This is a genomic window from Amycolatopsis echigonensis, from assembly GCF_014174495.1.
Lineage (GTDB): Bacteria > Actinomycetota > Actinomycetes > Mycobacteriales > Pseudonocardiaceae > Amycolatopsis > Amycolatopsis echigonensis.
The window spans coordinates 1-21,698 of the sequence record NZ_JACJHR010000095.1; the positions used below are offsets into that span (position 1 = coordinate 1).

Genomic DNA, 21,698 nt, shown 5'->3' on the forward strand with positions numbered 1-21,698 from the left:
GCGCGAACCTCGCGGCCGGCGGCTCCACGAGCCGTACCGTCCAGGTCGTCCAGCCGTCGGAGCGCTCGACGAGGGGACCGTCGAAACCGGACTCGGCCAAGAGGGCACGCACCGGGTCGGTGAGCGCGAGGATCTGCATGGAGTCGACGGGGCCGGCGATCCGCAGGTGCACGGCAGTGGCCCAGCCGTCGGTGATCCACCCGAGCGTGGCGACCTGCTGTACCAGCGCGGCCGACGGGCGACCGGCAGTGGCCATGATGGCGTTGAGCACGCCGAGCCGGGCCCGCGCGTCGCGTTCCTGTTCGAGGCGGTCGGAGATCAGCCGGTTGGCCACGTAACTGCCGCCGATCTTCAGCAACGACCGGGTCGCGCTCGTGCGCACCTCGCCCGGTGCCTCCAATTCGGCGACGATCCAGAAGCTCGGCCGTTCGCCGCTGGCGAGCGTCACCGGCTGGGTGAAGCGGTGCGTCTTGCCGACCACAGTGGACAGTTGCACGTTGACCTGGTCTTTGCGGAGCAATGGCGGGCTCAGCAGATCACCGGCGAGCAGCTCCCCTTCCGCGGCGATGAGCGACACCTGCGCGCCGAGAGCCTGCCGCACGACGTCCAGGACGCCCGCGACCCCGCTGCTCGGCGAAAGATGGGCCAGCTTGTCGACCGCGTCGACGATCACCCGGGCCAGTACGCGTTGGGGCGCTTCGACCAGTTCGCGCAGCGCGTCGGCCAGATCGAGGACCGAGTCCGCGGTCTCGACCAACGCGACGCCGCTGCGGTCCGCCAGACGACAGCTCGCGATGCCCGGCGGCTGTTCCGGAGAGACGACGACGAGCATGACCGCGCCCGCCTCGCCCATCCAGCGCAGGGTGACGTCCACCAGGTACGTATCGAGAGCCAGCTCACGACCGTCCAGCAGAACGATGGCCCCGGCGAAATCGCCTTCGCGGGAACGTCCGGTCGGGGCGATCAGCACGCGCGTCGCCTGCCGGTCGAGAGCGGTCTCGCCGCCGAGGAGAGTGGCCGTGGCCAGCCGGCCCCACCTGAGCACCTCGTCGAGGCGAATGCCCGGTCCGGCCGGATCGCGCTGCTGTCCGCCGGCGTCGCTGCGCGCGTCCTGATTCATCGCGTCGACCCGTTCAGCGGAGCGAAATCGACGTCGTAACCGAACGCGGCGGGCCCGACCACGTCGAGGAAACCTTCGCGGTTCCATTGCTCGGCACAGGGCAGGCCCAGCACCGTGACCCGCTCGCCGTAGCTCAGCGACTCCGTCGTGACCGGCTCCGCCGTGTCGTGGTCGAGCATGCAGATGAGATCGGGCGGCGTCACGACGGGGAGCCCGTCCTCGATGGCGAGGAGGAGCTCGTTCTGGATCTCGATCCGCATCGTGCACGTCGGATCGTCGAACCCCTCGATCGTCACGGTGCCCCTCGCGAAGCCGGTCGTCGTTCGCCGGTCCAGATCGATGATTTTCCCCTCGAAGACCTTCCGGCCGCCGGTGAAGTCGAGGAACCCGTGCCAGGCGCCCTCGTCCCGGCGCTGGATCCCGCGGAGCAACCGGCCGATCGTGCCGCAGTACTCCAGCGAGTCGGGGATCGCCGCCGCCTTCGCGTCGGCAACGGTCATCGGGTACGCCGCCAAGGCGTTCGCCAGCCCCAGCATCATCGCCGAGCCTCGGACCAGTTTCTCGCCGAGCTGGTTCGTGATCGTCTCGAAGGTGATCTTGTTCCCCTTCTCGTCCGCGAGGCTCATCGGGGAAGCGGGCAGTCCGGCGAGGGTGAACGTAGTCATCTCGATCTGCGGGAAGGTGCGCCGCATCCCGTCCGCGTCCACGCACGGAACGCCCAGCTCGACGGCCACCGCCAGCGGGATCAGAGTGTTCATCCCGCCCGCCTCGACCGGCAGGATGGCGTCGACGTCGCGGCCGAGGTACGACGAGAGGGCGCGCACCGCGGCGATGAACTCCCGCCCGGCGGGGATCTTCTCGACGATGGCGGTGGACGCACCCACCACCCCGACCGTGACCAGCTGCGCGTCGTCCGGCAACTCGTCGAGCTTGACGACCGTGACCGGTCCGTAATCGTCGATGGCCTGCTCCACGATGAGCCGCGCAAGAGCCGGGTCTCCCCCGCCGCCGTTGCCGAGCAGCGTGGCGCCGAGGGTCACCTCGTCCAACTCCGCTTTGCCGAGCTGCCTCATGGCACGTCCTTCCCCGGGCGACGATCCGAAGATTACGAGCACACCGTAAGCCGGACGACCAGCGATCTGCTCAACCCAAATCCGGATTCCTGTGCGATCCGCACAAGGCCTCCTCGGGGTATCCAGCGAGAGCGGTTCTCGGCCGCCGTTGACAGCGGCTCGTCCGCCTGGCCGATCACGCGGGAGCGTGGCAGAACCGCAGCACCTGTCTGGGCGTCCGCCGGGCGTTTCTGACGAGGGAAGCGGAACTGGCCGCGAGGGCGTCCCGCACCTGAGCCGACTGGTCGTAGCGGGCGATGTACTTGGGGTCAGCCTCTCTTGGACCGGGCCGACCGGAACCGGTCCAGGGCGAACGGAGCGAGCAGCGGCTGGATTTCACCAGTGAGGATCTGCCTGCTGAGCAGCTTCCCGGTGATCGGGCCGAGGGTGATCCCGAGCATCGCGTGGCCCGCGGCGACGTAGATCGGCGCCCGCGTCGGCAGGCGTCCGATGACCGGCAGTCCGTCCGGGGTGAGGGGGCGCAGCCCGGTCCAGGGCCGGGGCGCGCGGACGGGCCAGCCGGGGAAGTACGCGCGCATCGCGGCGGCGACACCGGCGGCGCGGCGGTGATCGACCTTGTTGTTCTCCGCCCCGAACTCCATCGTTCCGGCAATGCGGATCCCCTGGTCCAACGGTGTCACGGCGACCTTGTGGTCGCTCAGGTAGACGGCATGGCCGAGTGTGAACGGTGCTGGCCGGTAGTCGAATCCGTAGCCCTTTCCGCCGCGGATGCTGACCCGTTTGCCGACCATCGCGGTGAGGGCGCGAGTGCCGACACCAGCGGCGAGCACCAGGGCGCCGGTGGACGAGGTGACCCCGCCCGCGGTCAGGCGCACGCACCCGGCGCCTTCGACGATCTCCGTCACCGGGGCATGAAGACGCAACCGCACTCCGGCTTCCCTGCCCGCCGCCGCCAATCCATCGACCAGGGAGGAAGGGTCGACGTGGTGGTCGCCGTGGCACAGAATGCCGCCGACGACGTCCTGCCCCGCCTCCGGCTCCAGCTCCCGGACTTCCTTCCCGGCAAGCAACTGGGCACCCGGCAGACCGAATTTCTCCATGGCGGCGAGGTCGTCGAGATGAGGCTGGATGCCGTGCTCCTCAACGAAGACCAGCAGGACGCCGCGGACGTGCCGCTCGAAGTCCACGCCGAGGCGGACGAGCTCGTCGAATGCCGCGACCGCTCCGGCCGCGAGCGACGCGGTCGCCGCCAAGCCCTGCCGATAGACCGCGGGGCGAGCGGCGAGGAGCATCCGGGCAAGGAATGAGACGTACCCGGCGGACGGTTCCAGCCCGATTTTCAGTGGGCCGTCTCTGCGGCCGAACCATTTCGCTGCGGCACGAAGCGCTGCCGGAGACGGCACCGGTTCGCTCATCGAAGGCACGATCCAACCCGCGTTCTTGCGTGAGGCACCGGCCCCGATGCCGCCGCTGTCGACGACTTCCACGCTCGCGCCGGCCTGTGCCAAGAACAGGGCTGTGGAGAGGCCGACCGCACCGGCACCGACGACGGTGATGTCAGGCTGGTTCACCACTGGATCCTCCGTCCCACACCGGTGCTGCTCGCGCGGTCGAGAATCGCCGCGGTGACCGCAGCGTCCTGAATTCCGACGCCGACGGAGTTGTAGAAGGTCCACTCCGCGTCGAGCGGACGCGTGAACCCCTGACCGAGCGCTTGCCCCAGAGTGGTGATCCGTTCGGGCGCAAGCAGTCCGGCGGCGACTGCGTGCTTGACCGGGCCCGCGTGCTCGAGGGCAGTCGGCGCATCGTCCACGACCACGGCGGACCTGGCGAGGATGTCGTCGCCTACCTCGCGCCGGTTCGGTCCGAATGATCCGACGCTGATCACGGTCGCGCCGGTGGCGAGCCAGTCCGCTTCCAGCACCGGCGTGAGACTGGTGGTGCACGTGATCACGAGGCCCGCGTCAACGACGGCTTCGCGGCCCGACCGGCACGCAGTGATCCCGCCCAACGGCGTGCCAGGCTCCAGATCCGGTGCCCATACGCGAACCTCCGCGCGGGGGTGGAGGCGCCTGATCGCGTCCGCATGCGCGCGGCCCTGAATCCCGTAGCCCATGACAGCGACCGCCTCGGGCGGCGGAGCGAGAGTCTGGGCTGCCAGCATCGAGGCAGCGACCGTACGCAGTTTCGTGACTGCTTCGCCGTTCAGCAGCGCTGCGGGACGTCCGGTCACCGCGTCGAGGGCGACCACCATCGCATGGATCGTCGGCAGCCCCCGGCCGAGGTTGCCGGGCACGACGCAGCCGATCTTCGCGACCACGCCCGCATCGAGAGATTGTCGTGCCGCATATACGAACGCGGTATCGCCGTGGGTCCCTTCCGAGAGGATTCGGGGCGCGAGGAAAGCTTGCCCCGCAGCCAATGCGGTGAACGCGGCGCGCTGGGTCTCAACGGCCTCGTCCGTCGAGAGAAGACCGTCGATTTCGCTGGCCGTCAGCAGGAGCAGCTCGGATCCGTCGCATGGTTGAGTCACCTGCCCAGCCTGACCGAGCCGCCGAGCCGCCCCAATGGGCGTTCGGTCCAACAACCCCCGGCGAAGCAGTGCGAAATGCCCATCGTCGGCGAGCGCGGCCGAGTTCTACCGTCCCTGCCAACGATTCCTCGGAGGACAGCTCGGAAAGGGACACTCGCGACATGCGAAAACTCGCACTGGACGCGCTCGATCAGCTGACGCTGGGCGCGACACTACTCGGCACCGGCGGCGGAGGTGATCCGTTCATCGCCAAGCTCATGGTCGAGCAGGCGATCAACGACCACGGTCCGATCGACATCGTGGGCCTCGACGAACTTCCCGCCGCGGCACAGCTGGCGACCGTGGCGGTCGTCGGCGCGCCGACGGTCATCATCGAAAAGATCCCGTCCGGCAGCGAATTCGCCGACGCGGTGCGCGCGCTCGTCTCGTATCTGGGACGCGACATCGACGCGATCATGCCGGTCGAAGTCGGCGGCATGAACACCTTGATCCCGCTGGCCGTCGCCGCCGAACTCGGCGTTCCCTGCGTCGACGCCGACGGCATGCGCCGCGCTTTCCCGCAGATCGAGATGACTACGTTCACCCTCGCCGGACTGCCCGCTTCCCCGATGAGCCTCGCGGACGAGAAGGGCAACCGGATCGCGTTCGAGACCGTCTCGAACCAAGTCGGCGAGAAACTGGTCCGAGGCTCGGCCATGATGCTCGGACTCGCGAACGCGCTGGCCGCCTACCCGATGACGGTCGCCGAGGCCCGCGACGCGGCGGTGTGGGGTTCGATGCGGTACTGCAGCGAGATCGGCGGCCTCCTGCGCGCGGTGCAGCGCCAGGAGGAAGGGAGCTGGGACCGGTTCCTGGACTTCGCCGAGGGACGGATCGTCTTCGACGGCAAGATCATCGACCTCGACCGGCGGACCACGACCGGCTTCGCGCGCGGCACGGTCACCATCGAAGACTTCGCCGACCCGAGCCGGACGCTCCGGATCGAAATCCAGAACGAACTGCTGCTCGCTATCGAGAACGGCCGTCCGGTCGTCACGCCGCCCGACCTGATCTGCATGCTCGACTTCGAGACGGCCGAGCCGATCACCACCGAGAGCCTCGCCTACGGGCAGCGAGTGCGCGTCCTCGGCCTGCCCTGCGCCGACGGCTGGAAGCGCGACGGGATGCTCGACGTCGTCGGTCCCGCCGCCTTCGGCTACGACGTCGACTACGTTCCCCTGAAAGGTTGAGCCGCCCATGAATCTGAAAATCGGAATCGACGTCGGCGGCACCAACACCGACGCGGTCGTCGTGGACAGCACCGGCAAGGTCGTCGCCGCCACCAAATCGGCCACCACCCCCGATCCCTTCGACGGGATCCGCGCATCGCTCTCGAAGGTCGTCGCCGAGGTCAACCAGGACCGGATCACCCAGGCGATGCTCGGCACGACCCACCCCGCCAACGCGATCATCCAGCGCCGCGGCCTCCAACGGGTCGGCGTGATCCGGCTGGCGGCACCGGCCTCGCGCGGCGTCCGCCCCGGGGTCTCGTGGCCCGCGGACCTGCTCGAAACGATCATGGGCCCTGCGGAGATCGTCGGCGGCGGCAACGAGTTCGACGGCTCGGAGATCGCCCCGCTCGACGAGGACGCGGTCCGCCGGTTCGCGACGCGCTGCGCCGCGACGGTCGCCGCGGTCGCGGTCTCCGCGCCCTTCTCCCCCGCGAACCACGTCCACGAACTGCGGGCCGCGGAGATCATCGCCGAGGAGCTCGGACCGGACTTCCCCGTGTCGCTGAGCCATCAGGTCGGCGCGCTCGGCCTGCTCGAACGGGAAAACGCCACCGTGCTGAATTCCGCCCTGCTCGGCGTGGCCCGGGACGTCGTGAACGGTTTCCAGACCGCGCTGGCGGAGAACGGGCTGAGCATCGACTCCTTCCTTACGCAGAACGACGGAACCCTCATGACCGCGGAGGAGACCGCCCGCTTCCCGGTCCTGACGCTGGGATCGGGACCGACGAACTCCATGCGGGGCGCTTGCTCGCTCGCCGGCCTCTCCGATGCGCTCGTCGTCGACGTCGGGGGCACCTCGGCCGACATCGGCATCCTCGTCGACGGCTTCCCCCGCGAGTCGACCGCGGCGATCGAGGTCGGCGGTGTGCGCACCAACTTCCGCATGCCGGACTTGATCTCGATCGGCCTCGGCGGCGGGACCGTGGTGCGCGGCACCGGACGCGACGTGACCGTCGGGCCCGATTCCGTCGGCTACCGCGTCGTGTCCGAGGCACTCGTGTGCGGAGGCTCCACGCTCACGCTGTCCGACATCTCCACCCGGGCGGGACGGCTGACCGGGTTCGGGGACCCGGCGTCTGTCGCGTCCGTCTCCCCCGACACCGTCGACGCCGCCCTGGCGTGGGTCGACGAGCAGATCCGGATCATCGCCGACCGCATGAAAGCCAGCAGGCACGAACTGCCGCTGATCGCCGTCGGCGGCGGCTCTCACCTCGTGCCGGACAAGGTGCCGGGCGTCACCGAGGTAGTGCGGCCGGAGCACCACGCTGTGGCCAACGCTTATGGCGCCGCCATCGCGGACGCCTCGGGCACCGTCGATCGCGTGTTCCGCTACGAGGACAAAGGGCGCGAGGCGTGCTTGGCGGAGGCCCGGGAGCTCGCCGTGAACGCGGCCATCCGCTCAGGTGCCGACCCGGCCGCCGTTCGCATCACGTCCGTCCACGAAGTCCCGCTGTCCTACGTTCCCGGCCAAGCGTGCCGGGTGCAGGTCAAAGCTGCGGGGCCGCTCAAGTCATGAAGGAACAGACGATGGACGCCGCCGAGGTCTGGCTCGCCTACAACAGCGCCGAGAACGTCGGCGACTTCGAGAGCATGGGCGCACTAGTCGCCGCGGACCTCGATGTCGCCGTCAACGGCCAACCCGCGGTCGCCTCCGCACAAGACGACCTTGACGCGATGCAGGAACTCCGGGACGTGTATCCGGACTACCGCCGGCAGGTCGACGAGACCCTCGTCGTCGGCGACCGTGCGGTGGTCCGCTGGCGGATGTCCGGCACCTCGAGCCGATCGGGCGTCCCAGACCTCGACGTAGCCGGCTGCTCGATCGTGACGGTCGCGAACGGAGTGCTGAGCTCCGCGTACCTCTACTACGACGGAGCCACGCTCGACGCCGTGCTCGAAGCCGCAGCAAAGGAGCGTCCATGAGGTACCGCGTCGCGGACTGCCACAACGATTTGCTGATGGCGGTGCGCCATCTGCGCGAACGGGGACACGAAGACCCCTTCGGCGATTACTGGCTGCCTCAGCTCCGCCAGGGTGGGGTAGGGCTCCAGGTACTCCCGGTGGCGACCGAAGAACAGTTCGTGGGCGAGGGCGCGCTGCGCCGGTGTCTGCTCATGATCGAGGAAGCCAGGCACCTTGCCGAGGTGCACCGCGACGCCGTCGCGCTCGTGTCGACCCGCGCTGAAATCGCCGAGACGATCACGTCCGGGAAAATCGCGCTCCTGCTGGCGATCGAGGGAGCCGAGCCGCTCGGCCACTCGCTCGAGCTCGTGAACGTGATGCGGCGCGAGGGCGTGCGGATGTGCTCGCTGGCCTGGAACCGGCGCACGATGATGGCGGACGGCGTCGGCGAGCGCGACACCGGCGGCCGCCTCACCAAGCTCGGAGTCGAAGCCGTGCGGCGCATGGAGGACGTCGGGATCATCGTCGACGTCTCCCACCTGTCCGAGGCCGGCTTCTTCCACCTGGCCGAGGTGGCCCGCAAGCCGTTCATCGCGTCGCACTCGTCCTGCCGTGCGCTGGCCGACCATCCGCGGAACCTCACCGACGACCAGATCGCGATGCTCGGTGCGACAGGCGGATTCCTGGCCCTCAACGCGTTCGGTCCCTTCCTGACCGACGAAGTCCCCACCCTGGACCGGTTCCTGGACCACGTCGAGCACGCCGTCGGCCTTCTCGGACCGGAACGAGTGGGACTCGGCACCGACTTCATCGACGACGTCGCCGACGTGGTCGACCCGATCTTCACCGGCCTGCTCGTCGACTGGACCCAGATTCCCAAAACCGCGGGACTGCAACGCCCAGCCGATTTCGCCGCCCTCGCCGAGGCCGCCGAGAAACGCTTCGGCGCGGACCTCGCGCGGCGAATCCTCGGCGACAACCTCACGGAATTCATCTGCACGATGCTCGACGGCGAAACGGCCGGAGAGACAACGCCGCACCGTCAGGGAGCAAGCACATGACACGGAGAATTCTGTGGCTCAACCCCGTCATGAACAGCGCCTACGACATCCCGATCGGCGACAGCCTCCGTGCTGAGGCACGGGAAGACACCCGGCTCGACGTCGCATCGCTCAACGGACGGGGTCCTGTCCACCTCGAATACAACGCGTACGAACTGATGGTGGCCGAGCCCTCGCTGCGAACAGTGCTCTGGGCCGAGCAGCAGGACTACAACGCCATGGTCATCGGATGCTTCTACGACCCGTTCGTACGCGCCGCGAAAGAGGTGACCAGCCGGATGCCGGTCACCGCACCGGCCGAAGCCTGCATCCGGACCGCCCAGTCCGTCGGCGAACGGTTCTCCGTCCTCGTAGGGCGCGCGAAGTGGATTCCGGAAATGGAGGAAAACATCCACCGTTATGGCGCGGAGCGTTCCCTCGCCTCCTTCCGCGAGCTCGGCATGGGAGTCAACGACTTCCAGACCGACCCGGCGTTCACCGAGCGCCGCATCCTGGAGGAGGCGCACGCCGCCGTCGAGCAGGACCGGGCCGACGCCGTGATCCTCGGCTGCACCATCGAGTTCGGGTTCTACCGCGCCCTGCAGGCAGAACTGGGTGTGCCCGTCATCGACGCCACCGTCGCCCCGCTCCGCTATGCCGAGTTCCTGGCCGACACCGCGGCGCTGCAGGGTTGGACGGTGTCCGGGCAACTGGGCTACCAAAGCCCCGCGGTGGACGAATACGCGCCATTCCTGAGCCCTTTGGAACCGCATCTCGCCAAGGATCCGCGATGAGCCGCTCCGACGCGGTCTACTTCACGGAGTTCGGCGGCCCCGAGGTCCTGCGCGTCGGACCGTGGCCGGAAGGACCGCTGGGCGAGCACGACGTGCGCATTGGCGTCTCGACGTTCGCGCTCAACCGCGCGGACCTCATGTATCTGGCCGGGGAGCATTACACGATTCCCGTCTTCCCGTCCCGGATCGGGTCCGAGGCTTGCGGAGTGGTCACTGAAACCGGTGCCGCCGTCACCGGATTCGCCCCCGGAGACCGGGTCACCACCATCCCGTTTTTCACACAGAACGGCGTGCAGGGCGCGACTGCGGTCGTGCCGGACGATTACGTCACCGCCGTGCCCGACGGGCTTGACGACAATGAGGCAACCGCGGTCTGGATGCAGTATCTGACGCCGTACTTCGCGTTCAAGGAGGTCTGCGATCTCGGCGAGGGCGACACCGTCGTGATCACGGCTGCGTCAAGCTCCGCGGGGCTGGGCGCGCTGCAACTGTGCCGGGAACTCGGCGTGGCCGCGGTCGCCACCACCCGGTCGCCGGCGAAGGCGGAGATTCTCCGGGAATCGGGCGCGAGCGAGGTAGTAGTCGGCGACGACGACCTAGCGAAGGCGATCTCCCGGGCCAGCAACGGGAAAAGCCTCCAGGCCGCCTTCGACCCGCTCGGCGGCGACTCGCTTCAGCGCTACGTCGACCATCTCGCGTCGGGCGCGACCGTTTTCGGGTACGGCACGCTCACCGACCGTCAGCCAGTCATCCCCGCCGCCGCTATGTGCCGGGCGCGGGCGGTCTTCCACCCGTATTCGATGTTCAATCACGTCAGCGATGCCGGCCAGCGCGCCCGCGGAGTCGCCCTCATCAGCGAAGGCATCAGGTCCGGCCGCCTCCGGCCCCGAGTCGACCGAGTCTTCGATTTCGAGCACGTCGTGGACGCCTACCGATATATGCAATCCGGTGAGCAGGCAGGCAAGATCATCGTTGCTGCCTCGTGACCCGAGCTCACCGGTTCAAGCATCCACAGCTGTGCGATCAGTCCACAGCGGACATACGACGCGAGGAAGTGGTTCGTCTGGCCGGAAGTCGCGAACCACAGTCCCGCGGCTTCCGGCCAGGCGTAAGAGCTTCTCATTGTCACTTTTCTGAGAACGGTCTCGTTTTATCGCGTCGGTGTCTCACCAGGACGCCTGCGCCGAGGGCGACGAACACTGCCAACGGTATTTCAAAATATGCCTGTCCGGTCAGCCAGACGATAACCGTGGCGACTCCTGCCGCCAAGGTCAGCGCCAACAGTGTTCGAACTAGCACAACTTGCCTCTTTCACGTCAATAGATAACCGAGCCTGCCGACTGCGACGACGAGGAAGTTGTCCTTTACCTCCTCGCCACTCCCGCCTCCCGCCGCCGCGCCGAGCCCACCTCCGGTCGCGGCGAGAGTGCAACCGGCCGCTGCGGCTCCGCATTCCGCATCAGCGACCAGGCCTGCTCGCCATCCGGTAGCACCGGCGTTCTGGTTTGTGTGCTGGAAGAGCTGCGCAAGCAGGACGCTGGCTTTCAGCGCAGGACGCTTGGCCGCTGCCGCTAGCCGAGTCACCCGCACGACCGGTCGACCACCTTGGCTTCAGGCTTTCCCGGCACCCTCTTGGCGACGGTGATGAGGCAGTACTGATCGGCAGCCGTGCCAGCGGACGCTGACGTTGCCCCTCCGATTACGAATCTGGCTGCCAGAAGCCCGGCAACCCCCACAACTGACGACAGACGTCTTGCGAGCGCGCGGCTCACCTTCTACCGCCATCCAGATGGTCACCATGGATGCGCGACACCGCCTTCAGGAGCTACCTGAATCGCAGAAGGTCCGAGTGGGGATGGGCGGGCTGTGGCATCTGCTCTGCGCGCAGACGGTTGAGCTGACCGATGGTCAGCGGAACCGAGAAATCGGCCCCGTATTGCTCGCCCGGACGCCGTCCACCGTCCACGTCGAGCGGGGCCATCTGGGCATCGTAGCGACACGCTCGGCCAGATGCGCCTGGACATTCCTGAAGAGAGCGGAACGATCCGCACCGAAGTCGATCGGCTCGATGACGTTCATCAGCTTCCCGAGCGCCATGCCAGCGAACCCCATTCCCACGGAGCCACACCGACGCGAACGCTCCGCGCGGCAGCGTGCCCACGAGCGCCGCCCGGTCTCCGGAATCGGTCCGGTGACCAAACCACACCGGCGTCGTGGGCGAGTTCTCGATCGCCGCGACCCACCGCTTATGCGGACCAGGGAGGTCCAGGTCGCACAACACGTCGATAGCGGGCGCGGCCTGGGCGTTTGCGTTCATCCGTTCGGCTACCACAGCGCGAGATCCTCCCGATGGGCGTCAACGCAGTAGATCACATTCACGTCGAACCGGACAAAAGTGCCGCCTGGCCGCCGGTTGGCCTAGGCAGTGGCGTGATCCGACCGACACAATGGCCACGGTCTCCCGCGGCGCTCCTCCAGCAAAGAATCGGTCGAGAACGCGGCAAGGAAATCCGTCCGCGAATCCGCGTCGGGGACGCACTGTGAACCAACGAAAAGCGCTCTTGCTCCCGACCCGGTTCGGTCTCCGCGAACTGTATCCACCCAGAGGAGCGCACTCGCCTCGCTTCGAGGCCGTTCAAGCTGGCAGAAGCGTTGTCAGGACTAAGAATGGGCCGGGATCGAAGCGACGGCCAAGAGATTATGAGTCCTCCTGGATCGAACGGTGTGCTGACCTAGCGAAAACGCAGGTCATCGGCGAGCGTTGGGGCCAAAATCCCTTGGGTTTGGCAAGATCCCCCAATCGGGGATCACAGCACCCCGTTCGTCGCGGTGAGGGCACTCGAGGCTCTCCCGCACCAGCCGAGCCATCCTTGACGCCCAACGTGCGTCCGTTTTGTTACACTTGCCGGTATTCCCTCCTTGAATACGAGACTTGTCCCTGGGATTCCTTCACTGGGCGAGCACTAAGCCGAGTTTCTCGGGATACATCCCTAACCCCAGATCTGGCCGAAAGCAGCCTCCCGACGCGGCGCACTGCTCTCAGCGGCACCACACCCGCCGACCCGGCCTCCCTGCCCGAGCCATCGCGTCCGCCGCGCGAGGATCGGATTCTCAAGAGCTCTGCCCTGCTCTGACCGAACTCCTCCACCCGCGATCAGGTGGGCACCCCGGAAGAGTCACCGCCGGGTGCGCATCCGGCGCGGAGAATTGGTCGGAAAAGAGGCCCGCTTGCTGCCGCAGTCGAGTCCGAGAAACACCGGGGCCCGGGCAATCTTGCCGGATGCGACAACGACACGGAACTCGCATGGAAGGGAGCGTCGAACTCGCCGTGTTCTGCCATCCCCCGGAGCGGTGCGGGGTTATCGGGGGCGCACGCAGGCGCGGACCTTCTGTACGCGGCTGCTGAGGCCGCGTCGCTGGTTGACCGCGAGTTGCAGTTCAACGGAGTCGCTCCGCATCTGACCAGCGCCGCGGTCTGCACGCCGACCAGTTTCGTTCTGTGCCGGACGGAGGCGGAAGGCGTCTCAGCCCGGCAACCGGCCGATGGTATTCGCGTTCCGTTCTCGCCCGAGAATCGCCTCGCCCGGCTACGGTGAAGGCGACAGCGAGGGGAGACATCAGGTGGTTCGACGCAAGCTCGTGCTCGTGCACCTGGCCGCCGCGGCGGTGCTGGTCGGCTGCACCGGCCTGCCCGACCGCCAGCAGGAAGCGGACCGGATCGAAGCTGAGCTGCGCGCGACGCCCGGGGTGGAGAAGGTCTACACCGTCTACGACAACAGCTACGAGGCCGGCTCTTCCTACGATCTCGAGATCACCATGAGCGCCGCGCCCGAGAACCAGATCGCCGACGTGTCCCGGAAACTCGCCCACCTCAAGGCCAACGATTTCGCCGGCTACCGACAGACGACGACCTTTGTCGTTGCCCCGAATATGAAGGTACGGGAGAACGACACCCCCGACCCCGCACAGCTCGCGGACCGCGCTCGGACACTCCGCGGGATCCGCACCGCCGTCGCGGACAGCGCGGCGGAATGGTCCGCGGACCGATTGGAACTGCACACTGCCGACGACACGGCGATGCTGAACGCTGTCCGAGCACAACTGGGTGCCAAGCCCCTGCGGGTCAGCGTAGGACCACCGTCGGGCGGCACAGCAACTCCCCCGACGTCGATGCCGTACTGGGACGTGGATTTCCCCTTCGATGCCGCCGCGGAACAACGGATTCGGGGACAACTGGCCTCCCTGCCGGTCCGTCCCCGCTTCGTCAGCGTCGCCGGCAACCAGTTCTCCGCCCTCGACGTCGGCATCGCCAACCCCGAGACGGCCTACGCCGACCTCTCCGCCGCCATCACGGCTCTGCGCCCGAGCCCGCCGCACCCGCTGTATGTGTCCTGGCATCTCAACGACCAGTCTGCGAACTCCGCTGCATTGAAGTTCGCCGGCAGCGTCGACGCGGCCGGCTGCCACTACCGCACCGACACCGCCGGGGAGCAAGATCCCCAGGCGTTCTACACACCTGAGGCCCTCGCCATCCAGAAACGGCTTCGCGCCCAGTTCGACACCTGTTAAAAACTTATCGGGCACACAGCAGCCGTGGACACCCGAACGATGGCGCTCTCCACCTCGTGCAGCGACGCGGGGACCAGACGAGACAGCGACGTCCAGTACAACGCAAGCCGCGGTGAAGGCGAGGCTGTTTCGCTTCCGCAGTGGTCGTCGGCGCCGTGCACCGGCCGGGGAGCGGGTCGATCAAGTCGGCCAGGCGAACCCGGACAATGACACTCCAGGCGACGCCTTCGTCTCGGCTCAGTCCGTACCGCACGGAACCGTCGGCGGGATCGACAACAGTGATCAACCCGACTGCGGAAGGGTGCCGGCCAGAGATCGGACTCGGCCGCGTCCGCTCGCTCCGCTGTGATCGCACCGTGGTCAGGTCTGAGTTCTCGTGGTGCACCGGGCAAATCCAGCCGCGGACGACTCGGCAGGCGAGTCCTCCTCTCGTGGGGCAACGCCTCGGCAGCCACGACGGCAGACCGACTCATCCGTCCCGCATCGCGGCGGCCGCCTGGGCCGTCGCGGTCGGGAAAGCCGAAGCACCGGGCGGGGAAGCTCGGTCGCCGCGCAACGCCTCGTACTCGGCCATCCCAGTCTTGGCCAGCAGTGCGAGCTCGTGGTGCAGGCTCGATCCGTGGGCGACGGAGTTGGGCAGCGGAGGAGGTGTCGGTCTCCGAGGCAGGCGACTGGTGCGTGCTCCTGCCGATGTTCTGCGCGGCATCGGTGCGAGCCTGATGGCCGACGGCTCGTGCCACCTTGGCCCGCCAGGCGGGCGCGGAGGTGTTCGGTCCCGTCCGCCGGAACTGGCGGATCGGCCGGGAACTCTCACGGCCGCGCTCACAACGTCGCGGCGGCCAGCCGTTGCACCAGCGACTGACGGGTTGCCGGAGTCGCGTCCGAACGCTGAGCCCTATTGCCGAGGACCGCCTTCCCGGAGCTTGCCCGCGGCCGCCCGGACCGCGTCCACAATGAACTGATACCCGGTGCACCGGCACAAGTTCCCCGAGATGCCGGCGCGGATTTCCGCGTCCGTCGGGTCGGGATTGTCGGCCAGCAGCTCCCTGACCGTGAGCAGCAGGCCGGGAGTGCAGAAACCGCATTGGAGGCCGTGGTGCTCCCAGAAGGCTTCCTGCAGCGGGTGCAGGCTGGCCCCGTCGGCGAGGCTTTCCACGGTCGCCACCTCGGCGCCCTCCGCCTGTACCGCGAGCGTGCAGCACGAACGCGCGGTCCGGCCGTCCAGCACCACAGTGCACGCGCCGCACACGCCGTGTTCGCAGCCGACGTGGACGCCGGTCTTGCCGCAGTCCTTGCGGAGGAAGTCCGACAGCGTCCGCCGCGGCTCCACCACCCCGGTCACCGGCTCGCCGTCAACGGTCAACGAAACGGCGCGGGCCGTCTGTGTGCTGGTCATGCCGCGGAAATCCTCTCAACCGGGGGCAGCGCGCGGGTCAGGCAGCGCTGTGTCATCACGTCGGTGACCCGGCGCCGGTAAGCGGCCGGTGCGTGCACGTCGGCCGGCGGGTCGACCTCGGCAGCCGCGGCGGCGCCGGCGGCTCGCAGAAGTTCCGCCGAGGGCGCCTCGCCGACGAGCAGCCGCTCGGCCCCGGCCGCCCGCACCGGAGTCGGTCCCGCTCCGCCGATGCCGATCGACGCCGCGGCGATCCGGCCGGCGCCGTCGAGCCGGAGCGCGGCCAGCACCGCCACCAGGGCGAAGTCGCCGTGCCGCCGGGCCAATTCCGCGACCGCCACCCGCGTTCCGGGCGGGGACACCGGGACCCGGACGGCGGTCAGCAGTTCGTCCGGGGCCGCGCACGTGCGGTGCGGACCGCGGAAGAACTCGGCGACCGGCAGGATCCGCCGGCCGGCGGGTCCGGTCAGCACCACCGAGGCGCCCAGCGTCAGCAGGGCCGCCGGGTTCTCCCCGGCCGGATGCGCGTACGACGCGCTGCCTCCGATCGTGCTCCGGTTGCGAATGGTCACGTGGCCGGAATGGTGCAGCGCTTCGACGATCAGCGGCGCCGCATTCGCGACGACCGGCGACGTCTCGACGACCCGGTTGCGGGTCAGGGCGCCGATTTCGACGTGCCCGTCGCCGGTGCGGATGTAAGCGAGATCGGCCAGACCGTTGATGTCGACCAGCAGAGCCGGCTGGATGCGCCTGGTGGCCAGCAGCGGGACGAGGCTTTGTCCTCCGGCGAGGACCCGGGCCGAGTCGCCGTTCTCCGCGAGCACCGCGACCGCGTGCTCGACGCTGGTCGCGCGGATGTGGTCGAACGGGGCGGGTTTCATGCGTTCTCCTCCGTGCTGGCGGCGTCGATGGCGTCGAGCAGCCGGGGCGGGGTCACCGGCACCCGGGTCAGGCGCACGCCGAGATCGGGCAGGGAGTTCTCGATCGCCGCGGTGATCGCCGACGCCGCGCCGATCGTGCCCGCCTCGCCCATGCCCTTGAAGCCGCCGGGAATGTGGTCGGCGGTGGTCGTCATGTGCAACGTGGCGAAGGCGGGGATCTCCGACGCGGTCGGCACCAGGTAGTCCATGAAGGACCGGGTGAGGAGCTGGCCGTCGGAGTCGTAGAGGATCTCCTCGTACAGCGCCCCGGCGATGCCTTGCGCCGCGCCGCCGTGCAGCTGGCCGTCGACGATCTTCGGGTTGATCACCGTGCCGCAGTCGTGCGCGACCAGGTAGCCGAGGACGTCGACGACGCCGGTCTGCCGGTCCGTTTCGACGAGCACGGCGGTGGCGCCGTAAGAGAAAGCGACGTTGTCCGGGTCGAGTACGTCCCGCTCTTCGAGCGCGGGAGTCTCGCCGTCGGGCAGGTTCCCGGCGAGCCTGCGATAGGCGGCGTCGCCGACGTCTCGCATCGACACCGAAGGCCCGGAAGGGTTGCCCGCCACGGAAATCCGGCCTTCCGCGATCTCCAGGTCGCCCGGATCGGCCTCCAGCAGATGTGCGGCGATGCGCAGCACCTTCTCGCGCAGGCGGGTGCTCGCGCGCAGCACCGCACCGCCGCCGAGACTCGCCCCGCGGCTCGCTCCGGTCCCGTATCCGGTGAACGGCGCGGTCTCGGTGTCGCCGGACAGCACGGTCACCGAATCCAGCGGCACACCGAGCGTTCCGGCCGCGACCTGCGCCAGCGCGGTCTCGATGCCTTGCCCGAGCGCGGAAAGCCCGGTCCGTACGGTCACCCCGCCGCTCGAGTCGATCCGCACGACCTCCTCGTCGAACGACCCGTGCTGCAGACCGGCCCCGTTCATGATCCGCGTCGGCCCGAGCGCGGTGATCTCGATGTGGAAGGCGTAGCCGATGCCCAGGGACCGGCCCTCCTCGGCGGCCGCGGCGACCTGTTCGGGCCACCCGCGCTCGGCGACGCCCCGTTCGGCGAGCGCGAGACAGTCGGCGTAGTTGCCGCTGTCGTAGAAGAACACCGGGCTCGGGTACGGGAACCGGTCCGGCGCGATCAGGTTGCGCCGGCGGATCTCGTTGGCAGGCCGGCCCAGTGCCCGGGCGAGCTTCTCGACGATCCGCTCGTGCGCGAAGTTGCACTTGGGCTGCCCCCAGCCGCGGTAGGAGCCGTACGGCGACTTGTTCGTCACCACCCCGACGACCGTGCCCTCGACGTTCGGGATGTCGTACGGGCCGCTCAGCAACGCCATGGAAAGCCAGCACGGCCCGATCCCGACCGTCGCGAGCTGCCCGCCGAGCACCGCCCACACCGTCCCGCGCAGCCCGGTGATCGTGCCGTCCGCCTTCGCCGCGACCGACACTTCGATGCGCTGCTCGCGGGAATGCGCGTTGGCGGCGAAGCTTTCGTGCCGGTCTTCGATCAGCTTCACCGGACGGCCGGTGCGTTTGGACAGCAGCGCGGCCAAGACTTCTTCGGCGTAGAAGTCGAACTTGTTCCCGAACCCGCCGCCGACGTCCGGCGTCCGCACCCGGATCCGTTCCACCGGCAGGCCCAGCACGTCGCCCAGCAGGTCCCGCGCGAGGTTCGGCGACTGCGTCGACAGCCACGCGTCGAGCCGGTCGGTCAGCGGGTCCCAGGACACCACCACGCCCCGGGTCTCCAGCGGCGCGCCCGTCTGACGGCCGAACTCGAGCGTCTCGGTCACCACGACATCCGCCTCGGCGAAGGCGGTTTCGACGTCTCCCTTGGGGATCGTCTGGCGGCAGCTGACGTTGTCCGGCCAGTCCTCGTACAGCAGGGGCGCGTCGGGAGCGAGCGCGTCGTCGAGCGTGCTGACCGCCGGAAGCACCTCGTAATCCACCTCGATGAGCGCCAGCGCGTCCTCGGCGACGTAACGGTTCTTCGCCGCCACGACCGCCACCGGCTGGCCCACGTACCGGACCTTGTCGACCGCGAGCGCGTACTGCCCGGTCATCCGCTGATCCGGGATCATCAGCCAGACGACCGGCTGCGGCGCCGCGCACGCGTCGCGCACCTCCGGCCCGACGAGCACGTCGAACACCCCGGGCAGCGCCCGCGCCCGGCTCGTGTCGACCGAGCGGATCCGGGCGTGCGGATGCGGGCTGCGCAGCACCGCCGCTTCCAGCAGGCCGGGCAGGACCACGTCGTCCACGTACTGCGCGCGCCCGGTGAGCAACCGGGGGTCCTCTTTGCGGCGCACCCGCGCGCCGATCAGTCCTGGCGGTACCTGCTGCTGGGTCACGGTCATTCCTCCGGTCGCGGAAACGACGGTCGCCGGGAGCACCCGGTGTCCCGATCGTCGGCCGGGCCGGAGGCGGCGTCCATCGCCGGAACGCTCAAATGCGCCCGCCCGGTTCGTCGCACCGCCAATTGCCGCCCCACGCCCCGGGACCCGAGACTGATCCCCGAGCGGCGGCATCCGCCGCGTCCGCCCTCTCCCCCGCTTTCCGGAGGTTCCCCATGAGCGGCACAGAAACCGCGCCCGTCGGAGTGTTCGTCGCGACCTCGACGCCCCCGGAGGACATCGCCGGGCTCGCCGCCGCCGCCGAGCGGCTCGGATACGGCGAGGTGTGGGTGGCCGAGGACTACTTCTGCTACGGCGGATTCAGCGGAGCCGCGCTCGCGCTCGGCGCCACCTCCCGGGTCAAGGTGGGCCTCGGCGTGGTCGCGTCGGTAGCCCGGCATCCGGCAGTCGCCGCGATGGAGATCGCCACGCTGGCGCGAGCGCACCCCGGCCGTTTCCTCCCCGGCATCGGCCACGGCGTGCCCGCGTGGACCGACCAGATGGGCGTCACCGCGAAGTCGCCGCTGGCCGCGCTGCGCGAGTGCGTCGAATCCGTCCGCGCTCTGCTGCGCGGCGAAACCGTTGACCTCGAAGGAAAGCAGTTCGCGTTCCGCGCGGTCTCCGCGACCCACCGTCCGGACGCCGAAGTGCCCATTCTGACCGGTGTGCTCGGCCCGAAGTCGCTGCGCTTGTCCGGGCGGATCGCGCAGGGCACCGTGATGAGCGTGCTCGCCGGTACCGAGTATCTCTCGTCCGCGCTGGGCCACATCGGCGAAGGCATGGCCGAGGCGCGCGCCACCGAACACCTGGTCCCGACATTCGCGCTGTTCAGCGTCGACCGGGACAGCAAGCGGGCGCGGGCCGCGGTGCGCCCGGCGCTTGCCGGGTACCTCGCCGCGGTCGGCCCGCACAACCCGCTCACCGCCGCCTTCGGCTACAACGACCACCTCGCCGACCTGCTCGTCGGCGACCCCGGACGGCTGCCCGAGGCGCTGCCGGAGGAGTGGATCGACACCCTGACCGTCGCCGGCGACCCCGACGACGTCCTGGAGCGCGTGGCCGCCCTGCGCACGGCGGGAGCGACCAGCGTGGTCCTGTCGCCGGTCAACGCCGCGTCCGCCCGCGAAGAACTGGAACTCGCCGCCTCCGCGGTCCTGCCGCGCCTCGTCTAGGAGGAACCCCACCGTGGAACTCACGATCGGGTACAAGGCGTCGGCCGAGCAATTCGGCCCGCGCGAACTCGTCGAATACGGAGTGCTCGCCGAGGAGCTGGGGCTGGACAGCGTCTGGGTGTCGGACCACTTCCTGCCCTGGCGCCATCGCGGCGGCCACGCTCCCTCCGCGCTGGCCTGGATGGCGGCGGTCGGCGAACGCACCGAACGCGTCCGCATCGGCACCAGCGTCATGACCCCGACATTCCGGTACCACCCAGCGGTGCTGGCACAGATGTTCGCGACCATGGCGCTGCTCACCGGCGACCGGATCGCGCTCGGCGTCGGCACCGGCGAAGCACTGAACGAGATCGCGGTGTCCGGAATGGACTGGCCGGAGTTCAAGGAGCGGTTCGCCCGGCTCCGCGAGGCGATCACGCTGATGCGTGCCCTGTGGACAGAAGAATCGGTGGACTTCTCCGGCGAGTACTACACATTGGCCGGCGCGCGCGTCTACGACCGGCCGCGGCGACCGGTCCCGGTCTACGTCGCCGCGGGCGGCCCGCTGGTCGCCCGCTATGCCGGGCGCGTCGCCGACGGGTTCATCTGCACCTCCGGCAAAGGCATGGATCTCTACACCGAAAAGCTGGTGCCCGCCGTCGCCAGCGGCGCGGAGCAAGCCGGCCGCGCGGCAGGCGACGTGGAGCACCTCGTCGAGATCAAGCTGTCCTACGACCGCGATCCGGCGGCGGCTCTCGACAACACCCGGTTCTGGGCGCCGCTCGCTCTCACCGCGGAACAGAAACACACCGTCGATTCGGCCGAGGAGATGGAACGGCTCGCCGACGCGCTCCCGCTCGAGCAGGTGGCGCGCCGGTGGATCGTCGCCGCCGACCCGGCCGAGGCGGTCGCCCAGCTCAAGCCGTACCTGGACGCCGGCTTCACGCACCTGGTGTTCCACGGGCCGGGCGCCGACCAGCGCCGGTTCCTGGCCCAGCTCGCCGAAGACGTCGTCCCCGCCCTCCGCGCCGCCGCGCGCGAGGTCTGACCCAAGGAGGAAACCCATGGCAGGCAACGAGAACGACATCAAGGAAATCCTGGCGGTGCACCACGCCTGGCTCGAGTCGAACAACGACCTGGTGATCGACAAGATGTACCCGAACTTCGCCGACCCGGGCTACCTGCAGTTCAACCTCAACGGCCACGAGTACCGGGGTCCCGCGGAGAAGGCGAAGCTGTGGGAGGGCCTGCACGAGATCGGGTTCAACCTCTCCGACATGAAGATCGTGGAGGAGCCGAAGGTGCACGCCGACGGCGACCTGGCCTATCTGACCACTTACTGGAGCGCGCAGGTGAGCGGCGACAAGGGCACCGGCGTCCTCGAACCCGACCCCGAGCCGCTGGTGTTCCGGGTGACCGAGGTGTACCGCCGCGACGACGGCAAGGGCAATCCGGTCTGGAAGATCTGGCACTTCCACGCCTCGCCGATCGCCTCGCCGGACCTGCCGCGGTTCCCGCAGGACGCCTGAACGCCGGCCGCCCAGGAGAACG

General features: G+C 69.0%; 17 protein-coding genes. 10 read left to right on the top strand and 7 right to left on the bottom strand.

Annotated elements, in window-relative coordinates:
* The 4 genes from H5411_RS39525 to H5411_RS39540 all read right to left on the bottom strand — a co-directional run.
* On the bottom strand, window positions 1–1,120 hold a 1,120-nt coding region (locus H5411_RS39525; RefSeq protein WP_376772279.1), incomplete at its 3' end, for a hypothetical protein.
* Complete coding sequence (locus tag H5411_RS39530) at window positions 1,117–2,193, bottom strand: DUF917 domain-containing protein (RefSeq protein WP_183126752.1); 1,077 nt, start codon at window positions 2,191–2,193, stop codon at window positions 1,117–1,119. The genes H5411_RS39530 and H5411_RS39525, both read right to left, overlap by 4 nt.
* 308 nt (window positions 2,194–2,501) lie before the next feature.
* Entirely contained in the window at window positions 2,502–3,764 is a 1,263-nt protein-coding gene (locus H5411_RS39535; RefSeq protein WP_183126753.1) for an NAD(P)/FAD-dependent oxidoreductase, read from the bottom strand.
* Window positions 3,761–4,726 (bottom strand): ornithine cyclodeaminase family protein, encoded by a 966-nt coding sequence (locus H5411_RS39540; protein WP_183126754.1) that lies wholly within the window; start codon window positions 4,724–4,726, stop codon window positions 3,761–3,763. The genes H5411_RS39535 and H5411_RS39540 overlap by 4 nt, the downstream gene beginning before the upstream one ends.
* Before the next feature lie 161 nt (window positions 4,727–4,887).
* Between H5411_RS39540 and H5411_RS39545 the strand changes: the two genes are divergently transcribed.
* The 7 genes from H5411_RS39545 to H5411_RS39575 all read left to right on the top strand — a co-directional run bounded on the left by H5411_RS39545 (window position 4,888) and on the right by H5411_RS39575 (window position 14,302).
* On the top strand, window positions 4,888–5,955 hold the full coding sequence (locus H5411_RS39545) for a DUF917 domain-containing protein (protein ID WP_183126755.1): 1,068 nt from the start codon (window positions 4,888–4,890) through the stop codon (window positions 5,953–5,955).
* A gap of 7 nt (window positions 5,956–5,962) precedes the next feature.
* Window positions 5,963–7,513, top strand: coding sequence for a hydantoinase/oxoprolinase N-terminal domain-containing protein (locus H5411_RS39550; protein ID WP_183126756.1), 1,551 nt, complete (start codon window positions 5,963–5,965; stop codon window positions 7,511–7,513).
* Window positions 7,514–7,524: 11 nt separating this feature from the next.
* Window positions 7,525–7,920, top strand: coding sequence for a nuclear transport factor 2 family protein (locus H5411_RS39555; RefSeq protein WP_183126757.1), 396 nt, complete (start codon window positions 7,525–7,527; stop codon window positions 7,918–7,920).
* Window positions 7,917–8,960 carry a dipeptidase gene (locus tag H5411_RS39560; RefSeq protein ID WP_183126758.1) on the top strand — a complete coding sequence of 348 codons (1,044 nt, stop codon included), beginning with the start codon at window positions 7,917–7,919 and terminating at the stop codon, window positions 8,958–8,960. The genes H5411_RS39555 and H5411_RS39560 overlap by 4 nt, the downstream gene beginning before the upstream one ends.
* On the top strand, window positions 8,957–9,733 hold the full coding sequence (locus H5411_RS39565; RefSeq protein WP_246370090.1) for an aspartate/glutamate racemase family protein: 777 nt from the start codon (window positions 8,957–8,959) through the stop codon (window positions 9,731–9,733). Before H5411_RS39560 ends, H5411_RS39565 begins: the two co-directional genes overlap by 4 nt.
* Entirely contained in the window at window positions 9,730–10,719 is a 990-nt protein-coding gene (locus H5411_RS39570) for a zinc-dependent alcohol dehydrogenase family protein (protein ID WP_183126759.1), read from the top strand. Before H5411_RS39565 ends, H5411_RS39570 begins: the two co-directional genes overlap by 4 nt.
* Before the next feature lie 2,635 nt (window positions 10,720–13,354).
* Window positions 13,355–14,302, top strand: a complete 948-nt coding sequence (locus H5411_RS39575; protein ID WP_183126760.1) for a hypothetical protein — start codon at window positions 13,355–13,357, stop codon at window positions 14,300–14,302.
* 895 nt (window positions 14,303–15,197) lie between these two features.
* Here the strand turns inward: H5411_RS39575 and H5411_RS39580 are convergent.
* The 3 genes from H5411_RS39580 to H5411_RS39590 are packed head-to-tail and all read right to left on the bottom strand — an operon-like array spanning window position 15,198 to window position 18,954.
* Window positions 15,198–15,698 carry a (2Fe-2S)-binding protein gene (locus H5411_RS39580; RefSeq protein ID WP_183126761.1) on the bottom strand — a complete coding sequence of 167 codons (501 nt, stop codon included), beginning with the start codon at window positions 15,696–15,698 and terminating at the stop codon, window positions 15,198–15,200.
* On the bottom strand, window positions 15,695–16,576 hold the full coding sequence (locus H5411_RS39585) for an FAD binding domain-containing protein (RefSeq protein WP_183126762.1): 882 nt from the start codon (window positions 16,574–16,576) through the stop codon (window positions 15,695–15,697). Before H5411_RS39585 ends, H5411_RS39580 begins: the two co-directional genes overlap by 4 nt.
* Window positions 16,573–18,954, bottom strand: coding sequence for a xanthine dehydrogenase family protein molybdopterin-binding subunit (locus H5411_RS39590; RefSeq protein WP_312878709.1), 2,382 nt, complete (start codon window positions 18,952–18,954; stop codon window positions 16,573–16,575). The genes H5411_RS39585 and H5411_RS39590 overlap by 4 nt, the downstream gene beginning before the upstream one ends.
* A 218-nt stretch (window positions 18,955–19,172) precedes the next feature.
* Between H5411_RS39590 and H5411_RS39595 the strand changes: the two genes are divergently transcribed.
* From H5411_RS39595 to H5411_RS39605, 3 genes are read left to right on the top strand one after another with little or no spacing between them, the layout of a single operon-like run.
* The gene (locus H5411_RS39595; protein ID WP_183126764.1) at window positions 19,173–20,168 is read left to right on the top strand and encodes an LLM class flavin-dependent oxidoreductase; all 996 of its coding nucleotides are present in this window, start codon (window positions 19,173–19,175) and stop codon (window positions 20,166–20,168) included.
* A gap of 13 nt (window positions 20,169–20,181) precedes the next feature.
* Window positions 20,182–21,195 carry a glucose-6-phosphate dehydrogenase (coenzyme-F420) gene (gene fgd, locus H5411_RS39600; RefSeq protein ID WP_183126765.1) on the top strand — a complete coding sequence of 338 codons (1,014 nt, stop codon included), beginning with the start codon at window positions 20,182–20,184 and terminating at the stop codon, window positions 21,193–21,195.
* 16 nt (window positions 21,196–21,211) lie between these two features.
* Window positions 21,212–21,676 (top strand): YybH family protein, encoded by a 465-nt coding sequence (locus tag H5411_RS39605; protein ID WP_037366140.1) that lies wholly within the window; start codon window positions 21,212–21,214, stop codon window positions 21,674–21,676.
* Window positions 21,677–21,698: the final 22 nt, after the last annotated feature.

Coding starts and splice junctions, on each gene's coding strand:
- H5411_RS39605 (WP_037366140.1), top strand. CDS start 21,212: ATGGCAGGCAACGAGAACGACATCAAGGAAATCCTGGCGGTGCACCAC.
- H5411_RS39530 (WP_183126752.1), bottom strand. CDS start 2,193: ATGAGGCAGCTCGGCAAAGCGGAGTTGGACGAGGTGACCCTCGGCGCC.
- H5411_RS39580 (WP_183126761.1), bottom strand. CDS start 15,698: ATGACCAGCACACAGACGGCCCGCGCCGTTTCGTTGACCGTTGACGGC.
- H5411_RS39560 (WP_183126758.1), top strand. CDS start 7,917: ATGAGGTACCGCGTCGCGGACTGCCACAACGATTTGCTGATGGCGGTG.
- H5411_RS39595 (WP_183126764.1), top strand. CDS start 19,173: ATGAGCGGCACAGAAACCGCGCCCGTCGGAGTGTTCGTCGCGACCTCG.
- H5411_RS39545 (WP_183126755.1), top strand. CDS start 4,888: ATGCGAAAACTCGCACTGGACGCGCTCGATCAGCTGACGCTGGGCGCG.
- H5411_RS39565 (WP_246370090.1), top strand. CDS start 8,957: ATGACACGGAGAATTCTGTGGCTCAACCCCGTCATGAACAGCGCCTAC.
- H5411_RS39570 (WP_183126759.1), top strand. CDS start 9,730: ATGAGCCGCTCCGACGCGGTCTACTTCACGGAGTTCGGCGGCCCCGAG.
- H5411_RS39550 (WP_183126756.1), top strand. CDS start 5,963: ATGAATCTGAAAATCGGAATCGACGTCGGCGGCACCAACACCGACGCG.
- H5411_RS39555 (WP_183126757.1), top strand. CDS start 7,525: ATGGACGCCGCCGAGGTCTGGCTCGCCTACAACAGCGCCGAGAACGTC.
- H5411_RS39585 (WP_183126762.1), bottom strand. CDS start 16,576: ATGAAACCCGCCCCGTTCGACCACATCCGCGCGACCAGCGTCGAGCAC.